This window comes from Methylobacterium sp. Leaf106, assembly GCF_001422895.1.
Taxonomy (GTDB): Bacteria; Pseudomonadota; Alphaproteobacteria; order Rhizobiales; family Beijerinckiaceae; genus Methylobacterium; species Methylobacterium bullatum.
The window spans coordinates 34,230-46,685 of record NZ_LMNB01000004.1 but is presented as its reverse complement, the minus strand read 5'-3'; the positions used below and the strand labels follow the sequence as shown (position 1 = coordinate 46,685).

11 protein-coding genes are annotated in these 12,456 nt (G+C 66.4%); 8 read left to right on the top strand and 3 right to left on the bottom strand.

The genetic code is table 11. The features are described 5' to 3' along the window. Positions 1 to 68 precede the first annotated feature (68 nt). From ASF34_RS05745 to urtA, 8 genes are all read left to right on the top strand, one after another. Complete coding sequence (locus tag ASF34_RS05745; RefSeq protein ID WP_018043953.1) at positions 69 to 290, top strand: hypothetical protein; 222 nt, start codon at positions 69 to 71, stop codon at positions 288 to 290. A gap of 147 nt (positions 291 to 437) precedes the next feature. Then, positions 438 to 902, top strand: a complete 465-nt coding sequence (gene ureE, locus ASF34_RS05740; RefSeq protein ID WP_018043954.1) for an urease accessory protein UreE — start codon at positions 438 to 440, stop codon at positions 900 to 902. Then, positions 902 to 1,600, top strand: coding sequence for an urease accessory protein UreF (locus ASF34_RS05735; protein ID WP_018043955.1), 699 nt, complete (start codon positions 902 to 904; stop codon positions 1,598 to 1,600). Before ureE ends, ASF34_RS05735 begins: the two co-directional genes overlap by 1 nt. 59 nt (positions 1,601 to 1,659) lie before the next feature. After that, the gene (locus tag ASF34_RS05730; RefSeq protein ID WP_056142213.1) at positions 1,660 to 2,355 is read left to right on the top strand and encodes an urease subunit beta; all 696 of its coding nucleotides are present in this window, start codon (positions 1,660 to 1,662) and stop codon (positions 2,353 to 2,355) included. 10 nt (positions 2,356 to 2,365) lie between these two features. Then, positions 2,366 to 4,078: an urease subunit alpha gene (gene ureC / locus ASF34_RS05725; RefSeq protein WP_056159566.1), complete on the top strand. Its 1,713-nt coding sequence runs from the start codon at positions 2,366 to 2,368 to the stop codon at positions 4,076 to 4,078. 14 nt (positions 4,079 to 4,092) lie between these two features. Next, positions 4,093 to 4,728, top strand: coding sequence for an urease accessory protein UreG (gene ureG, locus ASF34_RS05720; protein ID WP_026175959.1), 636 nt, complete (start codon positions 4,093 to 4,095; stop codon positions 4,726 to 4,728). Positions 4,729 to 4,733: 5 nt separating this feature from the next. Further along, positions 4,734 to 5,594 carry an urease accessory protein UreD gene (locus tag ASF34_RS05715; protein WP_018043959.1) on the top strand — a complete coding sequence of 287 codons (861 nt, stop codon included), beginning with the start codon at positions 4,734 to 4,736 and terminating at the stop codon, positions 5,592 to 5,594. Positions 5,595 to 5,773: 179 nt separating this feature from the next. After that, on the top strand, positions 5,774 to 7,036 hold the full coding sequence (gene urtA / locus ASF34_RS05710; RefSeq protein ID WP_056159564.1) for an urea ABC transporter substrate-binding protein: 1,263 nt from the start codon (positions 5,774 to 5,776) through the stop codon (positions 7,034 to 7,036). Between the two features lie 24 nt (positions 7,037 to 7,060). Here urtA and ASF34_RS05705 read toward each other — a convergent pair whose 3' ends face one another. From ASF34_RS05705 to ASF34_RS05695, 3 genes are all read right to left on the bottom strand, one after another. Then, positions 7,061 to 8,437 carry a calcium-binding protein gene (locus ASF34_RS05705; protein ID WP_156465636.1) on the bottom strand — a complete coding sequence of 459 codons (1,377 nt, stop codon included), beginning with the start codon at positions 8,435 to 8,437 and terminating at the stop codon, positions 7,061 to 7,063. Positions 8,438 to 8,902: 465 nt separating this feature from the next. Then, the gene (locus ASF34_RS23595; protein ID WP_274533743.1) at positions 8,903 to 9,586 is read right to left on the bottom strand and encodes a methyl-accepting chemotaxis protein; all 684 of its coding nucleotides are present in this window, start codon (positions 9,584 to 9,586) and stop codon (positions 8,903 to 8,905) included. Positions 9,587 to 9,846: 260 nt separating this feature from the next. Beyond that, the gene (locus ASF34_RS05695) at positions 9,847 to 12,225 is read right to left on the bottom strand and encodes a DUF1989 domain-containing protein (protein ID WP_056159555.1); all 2,379 of its coding nucleotides are present in this window, start codon (positions 12,223 to 12,225) and stop codon (positions 9,847 to 9,849) included. Between the last annotated feature and the right edge of the window lie 231 nt (positions 12,226 to 12,456).

Sequence of the window (12,456 nt, the reverse complement as noted above, 5' to 3'; positions counted from 1 at the left end):
ATGATTCGTGTGACCGGAAGGATGTCGATGAGAGGTTTTCCCTCGTCGTGATGTTTCGGAGGGCTGGCATGGCGAACCATTACTGCCTGGACCCTTTGGATCCCCATGAGGGATCGGAAGTGTTCGTGGTTTTCGAAGGCCGATACCCCAATATTCGCCTTCTGTCGGTCATCAACCGGAATCGCGATGACATTCTCTCCGATCTGGTGGAGGAGCAGAGGCGCGACCTGATCCGAGAGATCGGAGCCTTCTATCGCCCGCCGCTGATCGCCAGGACGGCGACGGCGTAGCGCCCCGAGTGCTGTCCCGACCCGATGCGTCGGTCGACGACGGGCTCCCGTTCGCGCCGGAAGGGCCGAGCGTGGGGAAGCATTGGCGTGCCGATGCGAACCCGGTTAGTTTCCTCTCCTGGATCTCGCCGGGAGAGTGGATATCGAATGCGCGTCATCGACCGTATCGTGGGCAGCCGGCTCGATCCCGAGATCGCACACCGCCTGCATCATCTCGATCACCACCATGCCGTCGACATCCTGGCCATCGACAGCGCCGACACGGCCCGGCGGCGGCTCAGGGCGACCACCGAGGGCGGCGAGGACATCGCCATCGCCCTGCCCCGCGAGGAAACCCTGTTCGACGGTGCCGTCCTGATCCTCGACACGGACCGCGCCCTGGTGGTGCGGGTCGGGGCGGAGCGCTGGCTTCGGCTGGCGCCCGCGGACAAGGCCGCCGCGATCGAACTCGGCTACCACGCCGGCAACCTGCATTGGCGCGTGCGCTTCGACGGCGAAGACCTGCTCGTGGCCCTCGAAGGCCCGCCGGAGGATTATCTTGCGCGCCTCGGCGATCTGACCGCGTCCGGCCGCGTGGCCCATGGCGTCGACGGGCGGAACGAGGCCGCCTGATGCTGCAGCGGCTCATCGCCCTCCAGCAGGCGGATTCGGCCTTTCCCAGCGGCAGCTTCGCCTTCTCGAACGGGATCGAGGGGCTCGCGGCGCTCCCGGACGGTCTCGGCGGGGCGGAACTCGGCCATGCGGTCGAGGTCATCCTGCGCCATCGCTGGGCCGGCAGCGACCGGGTCGCCCTGGTCCTGGCCCATCGCGCGCAAGGGGATCTCGCCCGCCTCGCTTGCATCGACGCCGCCGTGGAGGCGGCCTGCCTGGCGGAGCCGATGCGCACCGGCAGCCGACGCAACGGCGGGGCGCTGCTCGCCGCCCATACCCGCATCGGAACGCCGGGAGCCGAAGGCTTGCGCATGGCGGTGCGCGACGGCCGGCTTCTCGGGCACCTCGCGGTGATGCAGGGGGCGCTGTGGCGCTCCCTCGGCCTCGACGAGACCACGGTCACCGAGATCGCGGGCTACCAAGCTGCCGCCGCCCTCGTCACCGCCGCCGTGAGGCTCGGGCGGGTCGGCGCCATCGAGGCGCAGCGCATCCTCTCCGCCCTGATGCCGGTGCTGGCGGAGATCGCGGCCCGGCCTGTGCAAGGGGGCGAAGAGGACGACACCGACCACGCCGACATCATGCTCGTCGCCTTCACGCCGCTCATCGAGATCGCCACCATGCGTCACGCCCGCGCCGATCTGCGCCTGTTCGCGAATTGAAACCGCCGCCGGACGGTGAAACCCGGTTCCGGGAACGAACGAGGCCGTAGGGACCACCAATGCTGCTGACACCGACCGAACTCGAACGGCTGACCATCTTCACGGCGGCGGAACTGGCGCGAAAGCGCCGCGCGCGCGGCCTCAAGCTCAACTACCCGGAGGCCGTCGCCATCATCTCCGACGAGATCCTGGAGGGCGCGCGCGACGGGCGCAGCGTCGCCGACCTGATCGGGTGGGGCTCGACCATCCTGACCACTGGGGACGTCATGCCCGGCATCGCCGCCATGCTGCCGATCCTGCAGGTCGAGGGCGTGTTCCCCGACGGGACCAAGCTCGTCACCGTGCACGAGCCGATCCGGCCCGCCGAGGGGGCGCCGGCCGATACCTTGGAGCCCGGCGCGATCCTGCCCGCCGAGGGGGAGATCGAGCTCGCGGCGGGGCGTCCGCGCACCACCATCGAGGTGGTCAATACCGGCGACCGGCCGGTGCAGATCGGGTCGCATTACCACTTCTTCGAGGTCAACCGCGCCCTCGATTTCGACCGCGAGGCGGCTTTGGGCCTGCGCCTCGACATCCCGGCCGGCACGGCGGTGCGGTTCGAGCCGGGCCAGCGCAAGACCGTGACCCTCGTGGGATTCGGCGGCGAGCGCCGGCTCACCGGCCTGAACGACCTGACCCGGGGGACGATCGACACGCCGGCTGACCGCGCCGCCGCCCTGGCGCGGGCCAAAGCCGGCGGCTTCAAGGGCGCATGAGGATATCATCATGGTGACGATCCCCCGCCGCGACTACGCCGCCCTCTACGGTCCCACCACGGGGGACGGCGTGCGCCTCGCCGACACCTCTCTCGTCGCCGTCGTGGAGAAGGATTACGCCGTCTACGGCGACGAATGCCTGCATGGCGGCGGCAAGACCCTGCGCGACGGGATCGGCATGGCGCCCGGCATCACCTCGGCCGAGGGCGCCCTCGATTTCCTGCTCTGCAACGTCCTCGTCATCGATCCCGTGCTCGGCATCGTGAAGGGCGATCTCGGCATCCGCCACGGCAAGATCGTCGGCATCGGCAAGGCGGGCAACCCGGCGATCATGGACGGGGTCGATCCCCGGCTCATCGTGTCGGCCGGCACCACGGTGCGCGATTGCGAGGGGCTGATCGCGACGCCGGGCGCCATCGACGTCCATGTGCATTTCGATTCCGCCGCCCTGCCCGATCACGCCATCGCGTCGGGCATCACCACCCTGCTCGGCGGGTCGCTCGGGCCGATCACCGTGGGCATCGATTCCGGGGGGCCGTTCAACACGGGCAAGATGCTCCAGGCGGCCGAGCAGTGGCCGGTGAATTTCGGGTTCCTCGGCCGTGGCAACACCCACGAGCCGGCAGCCCTCAAGGAGCAGTTGGAGACCGGTGTGCTCGGCCTGAAGATCCACGAGGATTGGGGGGCGATGCCCTCGGCCATCGATGCCTGCCTGGGATTCGCCGACGAGCACGACTTCCAGGTCCAGCTCCACACCGACACGCTCAACGAATCCGGCTTCGTCGAGGACACGCTCGCCGCCATCGGCGGCCGGGTGATCCACATGTATCACACGGAAGGGGCCGGCGGCGGGCACGCGCCGGACATCATCCGCGTCGCCGGCCTGCCCCATTGCCTGCCTTCGTCGACGAACCCCACCAATCCCTACACGGTGAACACGTTCGACGAGCACCTCGACATGACGATGGTGTGCCACCACCTCAACCCGGCCCTGCCGGAGGACGTGGCCTTCGCCGAGAGCCGCATCCGCGCCCAGACCATCGCCGCCGAGGACGTGCTGCACGATATCGGCGCGATCTCGATGCTCGGTTCCGACAGCCAGGGCATGGGCCGCATCCACGAGGTGATCTGCCGGACCTGGCAGCTCGCCTCCAAGATGAAGGACCAGCGCGGGAGCCTGCCCGAGGACCGGGCCGGCTTCGGCGACAATGCCCGGATCAAGCGCTACATCGCCAAATACACCATCAACGCGGCGCGCACCTTCGGCATCGCCGAGCACATCGGCTCCCTCGAAGAGGGTAAGATGGCCGACATCGTGCTCTGGCGCCCCGCCTTCTTCGGCATCAAGCCGGAACTCGTCATCAAGGGCGGCTTCATCGCCTGGGGCGCCATGGGCGATTCCGCCGCCTCGCTGATGACCTGCGAACCGATGCTGCTGCGCCCGCAATGGGGCGCGTTCGGCCTCGCCAAGCAGGGGCTCTCGGCCTGTTTCGTCCATCCGCTGGCGATCGAGCGGGGCCTGCGCGACGAACTCGGCCTGCGCAAGGCGCTGCTGCCGGCCCACGGCACCCGGACGCTCAGCAAGGCCGACATGCTCTGGAACGACGCCTGCCCCGATATCCGCGTCGACCCCCAGACCTTCGACGTCTTCGTCGACGGGACCATCGCCACCTGCGAACCCGCCAAGGTCCTCCCCCTCGCCCAACGCTACATGCTGCGATGATGCCCGACACCGCGATGATCCTCACTCCCTCCCCGTCCCGCGCCGGCGCCGCGCGGATCGGCATCGGCGGACCGGTCGGCTCGGGGAAGACGGCGCTGATCGAGCGTCTGATCCCGGTCCTGGCGGGGCGCGGCGTCGATCTCGCCATCGTCACCAACGACCTCGTCACCAAGGAGGACGCGGAGCGCCTGCGCCGGTCCGGGCTGATCGACCCGGCCCGGGTCTCGGCGGTGGAGGCCGGCGCCTGTCCGCACACGGTGATCCGCGAGGACCCGACCCTCAACATCGCGGCGGGCGATGCCCTGGAGGCGGCCTTTCCCGGCCTCGACCTCCTCATCTTCGAATCCGGCGGCGACAACCTCGCCTCCACCTTCTCCCTCGATCTGGTGGATTGGTGGATCTTCGTCATCGACGTGGCGGGGGGCGACGACATCCCGAGGAAGCGCGGCCCCGGCGTGCTGCGCTGCGACCTTCTCGTGGTGAACAAGACCGACCTCGCCCCCCATGTGGGGATCGACCTCCCCGCCATGCTCGCCGAGGCCACAGCCGTGCGCGGCGGCAAGGCGATGATCGCCACCAATGCCCGCGCGGGCGACGGGATCGACGCCGTGGCGGATGCGATCTGCCGCGCCGTGCTCTTCGCGCCTTGAGTGACGTGGGAGAGGAGGTCCGGGGCGTCTCGCCGGAGGGAGCGGGCCGCTCGCGCCATTCTCAGGCGCGCCTGGTCTTCGTGCGCGGCGGCGGCACCACGGTGCTGTCGCGGCAGGTCGTGCCCTATCCGTTCCACATCACCCGGCCGTTCCGGATGTATCCGGACCATCCCGACATCGCGACGCTGTATCTCCAATCGGCCTCCGGCGGGCTCTACCGGGCCGACCGCCTGGGCCTCGACATCACGGCGAGGCCCGGAAGCCGGGCCCATGTCACCACGCAATCGGCCACCGTCGTGCATGACACCGGCGCCTTCACGGCACGCCAGGACACGCGTCTGGCCATCGCCGGCGACGCGGGCCTGGCGCTGCATCCCGATCCGATGATCCTGTTTCCCGGCGCGGCGCTCGATCTCGACACCCGCATCGTCGTCGGCCGTGAGGCGCGCGCCATCGTCAGCGAAGGCTTCGCCAGCCACGATCCCACCGGCATGGGCCGGCCGTTCTCCCGGATCGCCCTGTCCCTTCGGATCGAGACCGAGGATGGACGCATCCTCGTCAACGAGCGCTCGACGCTCGACGGCGCGAGTCTCGCCGGCCCCGCCTCCCCCCTCGGCACGTATGCGGCCTATGGCTCGATGGCGATCCTCGGGGGCGTCGAGGGCCATCCCGACATCGCCGCGCTGCAGGGCGCCGCCGATGCGATGGGGTGCCTGTGCGGAGCGAGCCCGTTGCCGAACGCCGCCGGGCTGGCCGTGCGGGTCCTCGCGCCCAACGGGGGCGCCCTGTCGACGGGGATGGATGCGGTCTTCGCGGTCGCCTTCGAAGCGCTGTTCGGTTTCGCCCCCGCGCGCCGCCGCAAGTGAGGACGGCACCGGATCCGCGCCTGCCCAGCAATGATGCAGCGTGCGGCCAATTTGCTCTTTAAGAAACGAATTTTCTTCCCGAAACTGTGTCTCGGTCGAGTTGGAGTGATCCGGCTCCGGAGAACAACCGTGGATGGACAGGCGCGTGTCCTCCACAATGACGAGTAAGGAACGAACCGATGGCGTCAAAAGACGAAGGCACCGCTCATCTTCGGCTTCGTCGCCGGTTGCTGCTCGGCCTGGCCGCCGCACCCTTCGTCGCCGCCACCAGAAGTTCGTCCGTCCTTGCCGCCGATACCGCCACCGCCGCCGTGAACACCACGGGCCTCGCCGTCACCGACAGCGAGGTGACCGTCGGCATCCTCCACTCCGTCACCGGCACCATGGCGATCTCCGAGACCGGCGCCACGCAGGCCGAGAAGCTCGCCTTCGAAGAGATCAACGCCGCCGGCGGCATCCTCGGCCGCAAGATCAAGGTGATCCAGGAGGACGGCGCCTCCGACTGGCCGACCTTCGCCGAAAAGGCCAAGAAGCTCCTCGTCAACGACCATTGCGCGGCGATCTTCGGCTGCTTCACCTCGGCCTCGCGCAAGGCGGCGCTGCCGGTGATCGAGCAGTATAACGGCCTCCTGTACTACCCGACCTTCTACGAGGGATTGGAGCAGTCCAAGAACGTCATCTATACCGGGCAGGAGGCGACGCAGCAGATCCTCGCCAGTCTCGATTGGGTCAACAAGGAGAAGGGCGGCGACACGTTCTTCTTCATCGGCTCCGATTACATCTGGCCGCGCACCTCGAACAAGATCGCCCGCAAGCACATCGAGAGCGTGCTCAAGGGCAAGGTCGTCGGCGAGGAGTATTTCCCCTTCGGCCACACCCAGTTCAACTCGGTGATCAACAAGATCAAGCTCACCAAGCCGAAAGTGATCTTCGTCACCGTGGTCGGCGGCTCGAACGTGGCGTTCTACAAGCAGCTCAAGGCCTCCGGCATCGACCTGTCGAAACAGACCCTGCTCACCCTCTCCGTCACGGAGGACGAGGTCGAGGGCATCGGCGGCGACAACATCGCGGGCGCCTATTCCTGCATGAAGTACTTCCAGTCCATCGAGAACGAGAACAACAAGGCCTTCGTCGCCGCCTTCCACAAGATGTGGGGTGAGAAGACCGTCATCGGCGACGTGACCCAGGCCGCCTATCTCGGCCCGTTCCTATGGAAGATGGCCTGCGAGAAGGCCGGTTCCTTCGATGTGGACAAGGTCGTCGCGGCCTCTCCGGGCCTGGAATTCAAGGCCGCGCCGGAAGGTTACGTGCGCGTCGATCCCAATCACCACCTCTGGTCCAAGACCCGCGTCGGCAAGGCCAAGGCCGATGGCCAGTTCGAGATCGTCTATACGAGCCCGGAGCTGATCAAGCCGGACCCCTTCCCCAAAGGGTATCAATAGGCCCGAGCGAGGGCGGTCCGGGCGTCATGCGCCGAACGTGAACAGGTCGCTCGGACCCGCCTGGAGTTCGGCCTGAATCTCGGCCACCGTCACGTCGTGCAGGATGAGCTTGTTGGTGCCCTCGATGCCCGTGAACGTCACGAGGGTGTCCCGGCCGCCGCTATGGAAGGGCGTGAGCGTGATGTCGAGGGCGTCGATGCCCTCGACGGCGATATGGATGTGATCGGTCGCGGCGTCGAAGCCGTAGACGTTGTCGCGACCGAAGCCCGCCTGGAAATGGAAAGTGTCGGCGCCCGAGCCGGCGAACAGCTTGTCGCCGCCTGCCCCACCCTCGATCGCGTCGCCGCCCCTGCCGGCCTTGATGCGGTCGGATCCCGTACTGCCGATGATCGCGACGGCGTGGCCGACCGTGGACTGCGACACGATCGTGGAACCGGTGCTGACGGCGGACATGTCCAGATGCGTGTCGTTACGGACGTAGACGGCTTCGATGGCGGCGAAGGCGCCGTCGCTCAGCGCGACGGTCCCACCGCCCTCGACGAACAGGAAGTCCTTGTCCGCTCCGCCATCGATATCGGCCGGCGTCTCCGTGATCGCCAGCCGATCATTGCCGAGGCCACCCTCGAGGGTGTCGATTCCGCCTCCGCCGCGCAAGGTATTGGCGCCGTCGTTGCCGATGAGGGTATCGTCGTGGGAGCTGCCCCGAACGTTCTGGACACCGTAAAGAGTGTCGCCGGCTGCATCGCCGCCGCCATTGATGCCCGTCAGAAGGTTGATGGACACGGCGTCGTCTGAATGCTCGTAGATCACGACGTCGCTGGGATCGGCGGTGATCAAGTCCGCACCGCCGCCGCCTTCGATCACGTTGCGGCCGGGATCGGTGTTTCCGGAAATCCTATCGTCCCCAAAGCCGCCCCTGGCGTTCTCGATGCCGATCCAAGTATCGCCATTCGCATCGCCGTCCACGCCGTACCCATCGGTCTGACCGAAAAGCCCGATCTGCACCCTCACAGTCGAGTGCTCGTAGCTGACCGTATCAATTCCGGCGCCGCCATCGAAGGTGTCGCTGCCGGCGCCGCCCTCGAGCACATCGTTGCCGTCGCCGCCATTCAGGATGTCATTGCCCGATCCACCGCGCAGGATGTCGCCTTGTATTCCCCCGTCCAGGCTCACGGCGGATATATTATCAAAAAAATCAATGAAGAAGCTCGATGCAGCTGAAGTTTTAAATATTACGCCCGTAAATAAATTATTCCTATACAAATCAAGGTTGCCTGTACCGATTTCATATACTGATTTATAAGAAAAATTGGCTCCATCGTATTCGAAATGCGTCAGGCCAAGATCGATGCTGCTAATTTCATCGTATGAGCTTCCAAGCGAAATTTTAAAACTGGCCATTGGAGTACACTATCGTATGCATTGGTCGACAAAAGATGATACCAAAACCAGCGCAGCTTAGTTCGGGCGGATACAATATACTATAAATTTGAGCGAGGCGTCAACGATCGATGGGCATGGAAGTATCTTGCTTAGTCTGCAAAGTCGGCATTGGCATCCAGATCGATGCGTCTTGACGGCCGATAGTCGCGCGATTTTCATTAAAAACATCGATGACAAGGTGGGCCGACCGATGATGTCTCGGTTGCGAAGAGAAAGCCGGTGCGACGCCGAAGTAACGCTCATCGATGCAATCTGGTGAAATCCCAGGTGCGGGCGGGAATGGTCATGTTCGCGCGATATGGGGACATGGAAGACCCGTTTCGGCGGCCTGAAATGCCGACTTCCGTCGTGACCGGTTCTCCGCGCAGGTCGTCGAATCGATCGGCGCGACCCGGTGCCAGGAGCCGGCCTGCCGGCGGGGTCCTACAATCGCAGGGCGCTCTTCAAATGACCGAGTTCGGTTCCGACGGCCTTCGTCACATGCTCACCGAGCGCGGCGAGTTGGCCCATCTCCTTGGCGACGACACCGAATCCGGCCCCGGCCTCGGCGGAGCGCGCCGCTTCGATCCGGGCGTTCAGCGAGAGCATCTTCAGGGATCGCAGCATCTCGATCATCTGATCCGAGGCCTGGCCGATCGCGTCCAGCGCAGTCTGACCGGACTGGATTCGATCCGCCAGGTCGTTGGCGCGTCCGAAGTCGATGACGATGCCGTCGAGATAGGCGATCTCGCCCGAGGCATCGGCGCGGCCACCGCCGGTTTCGAGCACGTGTTTCCACGTGCCGCCGGCCGTCTTGACCCGGTAGCTGATCTGCCAGCGCGAACTCGCGCTCAGGGCGGCCCCAACGGCCGCATCGACCGCAGGCAGGTCGTCCGCATGGATCAGGCTCGAGAAGCTGGTACCGTTCCTCAAAAACGAGGCGACGTCGTATCCCAGCAATCTCTCGAAGCCATCCGATAGATAGGTCATATTGTAATCGGCATTGTTGAGGCCGCTATACATAAAGCCATCTATCCTGCTCGATAAATTCTGCAGGAAGGCATCGGCATCGAGCATGTCTTCAACCGATCCCTGACGTGTTTCGCGTTCCCGTTGTTCGTCGTGCAAGCATGGTTCAGGCCATTCCGAGGTCTGGAATCTTGCGCATCGTCCCCATGGGCGCGACCGCATCACGGTTTCAGGCGCCCTCGCGGCGTCGTTCGATCGTCGAGGGTCGCCCGGAATCCTAAAGACGTGCAATCGCATCGCTCACGGGGCGCAAGCGGCCTTCGACCCGACGCCCGTCCGATATCGGGTCATCGGTTCTCGCGAGGCTCGCCCGAGGCATCGTCGAGCGATGCCTCGGGCGAGCCATTGCTCATTCTGCCCTAAGCGGGGATTCCGGCCGTTGCCACGCTCTCCGGCGAGGGCTCGGCGGGGCTGGCCTGTCCCTGATCGCCGCGTGTGGGCGATTCCGCCCGGACGCGGGTCTTCTTGGGATCGTAGTGGGGAAAGGCGACGATGGTCGCGGGAAGCCGCTTCTGATGGCCGTCGAGCTTGCCGATCTCCACCGACCCACCGATGGCCGCCGCCGAGACGTCGAGGCGCGCCAGGGCGATGGTCTTGCCGAGGATCGGTGATTTCGTGGCGCTGGTGACGATCCCGACCTGGGTCCGGCCGTCATAGACGGGGTCGCCGTGCCCGACGGGCTCGTTGCCCGTGACGTCGAGGCCGACCATCCGCTTGTGCGGGTTGTCCCGCCGCCGCGCCACGGCCTCCGATCCGATAGAGGCGTCCGGCTTGTCCTTGGGAACCGTGAAGCCGATGCCCGCCTCGAACGGGTCGGTCTGGTCGCAGAAATCGTATCCGGCGAAGACGAGGCCGGCCTCGATCCGCAGCATGTCGAGGGCGGCGAGCCCCATCGGCGTGAGACCCTCCGGCTCGCCGGCCGTCATGATCGAGTCCCAGATCGCGGTCGCCTGGCTCGGGTGGCACCAGACCTCGTAGCCGAGCTCGCCGGTATAGCCGGTCCGCGACACCAGGACCGGCACGCCGTCGATGCGCCCGACGGTGAACCGGAACCATTTCAGCTCGTCGACGGTGGGTTCCTGGGGCGGGCTGACCACGAGGCCGGACAGGATCGCCCGCGATCTCGGCCCCTGGACGGAGACGTTGTGGAGCTGGTCGGTGGAGCTCTTCACCCAGACCTTCAGCTTGTGGTCTTCGGCGAGCTTGCGCAGCCAGATGCCGGAATACTCGTCCCCGCAGATCCAGCGGAAGTTGTTCTGGCCGAGACGGAACAGCGTGCCGTCGTCGATCATCCCCCCATGCGGGTTGCACATGGCGGTATAGACGATCTGGTTGACGGCGAGCTTGCGCACGTTGCGCGTCACCGCCAGCTGCATCAGGTCCTCGGCATCCGGTCCGATCACTTCGAACTTGCGCAGGACCGAGAGGTCCATGATCGTGGCCCGCTCGCGGCAGGCCCAGTATTCCTCCAGCGGGCCGGCCGCGTTGAAGCAGGTCGGCACCCAGAACCCGCGATAATCCTCCATCTTCCGGGTCAGGGCGGCGGTGCGCGGGTGAAACCCGGATTCGCGGGTGAGGCGCGGTTCGGCATCGGGGGTCATGCGGTGGCTCATACCCTTGGAGAAGGCGCTCTGGGAATCATAGACCCGGACGTGGATGTCGGTGGGGCACCAGCCATTGGCGGGATCGATGTCGTCGGCACAGGACGAGGTGGCGCAGACGAGGTCGGTCAGCGCCCGCAGGAGGACGTAATCGCCCGGGCGCGACCAGGGCTCGTCCATGGTGATCCTGTCGTCCGGCCCCGCGACGGTGTTGTAGAAGAAATTGATCGCCGGCCAGCCTTTCTTGGGCAGAACTCCATGGGGGCGCAGCACCGCGTTGAAGTTGTCGGTGCAGTTCGAATGGCCGGGATATCCCATATCCTCGTAATACTTGGCCGAGCAGGCGAGCATGAACGTGTCGTGGCGCCCGACCGTATCCTGGACGATCTCCACCAGGGGGACCATGCGCGCGTCGAAATACTTCGACAGCAGGCCGGGTTTCGGCGCCGTCGATCCCATCAGGGTATGCGTGGTGGTGGCGTCGAGGCCGTATTCGTCACCCGCTTCGAGGGCGACGGCATCGAAGGCCAGGAAATCCGCGCATTGGCGCCCGTCCACGTCGATGATCTGGATGTACTGGCCGGCCGTGACGGAGAAAGCCTCGGCGGTGGCGGCTTTCACGCGCAAGTCGAGGAGGGGCGGAGCCAGCGGCGGCGGCGCCCTCCCCTTGAGGGATGTGGCGGGCTCGATCTCCACCCGCAGGTCGGTCGGCGGATCCTGCGCGTCCGGCGCCATCGGACCGCCGGGAAGGACGAGAACGCAGACGGAGCTCGCCGCCGCCGTGGCGTGGAAGGTCGATCCCGGCGGGGATTCCGCATGGAACAGCGCATGGGCTTCGAGATCGGACGGCGCGATGCCGCGCGCCGCGAGGGCGGCCTCCACCGATCCGCCGCCGGCCCCGTCTCCTCGTGTCCGCAGGGTATCCAAGAGGGGCGGGGCGCCCGGTGTCGCCTCCCCGAACGCGCCGGGGCCGGCATAGAGCCGGGCGGGCTGGCGCCCCTCCGGGTCGACGATGCGCAGGCGATCCCCGGCCTCGACCTCGAAGACGGCACAGGCCCCTCCCCTCGCCGAGAACGAGAGCGTGCGCGGCGACCTTGCCCCCCACGCGCCCTCGGGCTGCATCCAGATCTGGTTCATTCGTCTATCCAGGGTGAACGGGTCGCAACGGATGCGGGCCGACGCGCCCCGCTCGGGGCCGTCATCGCCATCGGAGGCCGCTGCCCGGAGAGGCCGGGGAACGGCGTGATTCCAACACGGTTACGCGCGAAGAGCCTGCTTGATCGGATTTCACAGCGGATGCTCATGCCAAAGTAAATCGGCTGCCAAAGTCGATCATCCAGGCCGACCTCCTCATCCTGAGGTGCCCGC

Excerpts from the sequence above, each read along its gene's own strand:
- ASF34_RS05695 (WP_056159555.1), bottom strand. The coding sequence starts at position 12,225 with ATGAACCAGATCTGGATGCAGCCCGAGGGCGCGTGGGGGGCAAGGTCG.
- ASF34_RS05735 (WP_018043955.1), top strand. The coding sequence starts at position 902 with ATGCTGCAGCGGCTCATCGCCCTCCAGCAGGCGGATTCGGCCTTTCCC.
- ASF34_RS05730 (WP_056142213.1), top strand. The coding sequence starts at position 1,660 with ATGCTGCTGACACCGACCGAACTCGAACGGCTGACCATCTTCACGGCG.
- ureG (WP_026175959.1), top strand. The coding sequence starts at position 4,093 with ATGATCCTCACTCCCTCCCCGTCCCGCGCCGGCGCCGCGCGGATCGGC.
- ASF34_RS05745 (WP_018043953.1), top strand. The coding sequence starts at position 69 with ATGGCGAACCATTACTGCCTGGACCCTTTGGATCCCCATGAGGGATCG.
- ureE (WP_018043954.1), top strand. The coding sequence starts at position 438 with ATGCGCGTCATCGACCGTATCGTGGGCAGCCGGCTCGATCCCGAGATC.
- ASF34_RS05705 (WP_156465636.1), bottom strand. The coding sequence starts at position 8,437 with ATGGCCAGTTTTAAAATTTCGCTTGGAAGCTCATACGATGAAATTAGC.
- ureC (WP_056159566.1), top strand. The coding sequence starts at position 2,366 with ATGGTGACGATCCCCCGCCGCGACTACGCCGCCCTCTACGGTCCCACC.
- urtA (WP_056159564.1), top strand. The coding sequence starts at position 5,774 with ATGGCGTCAAAAGACGAAGGCACCGCTCATCTTCGGCTTCGTCGCCGG.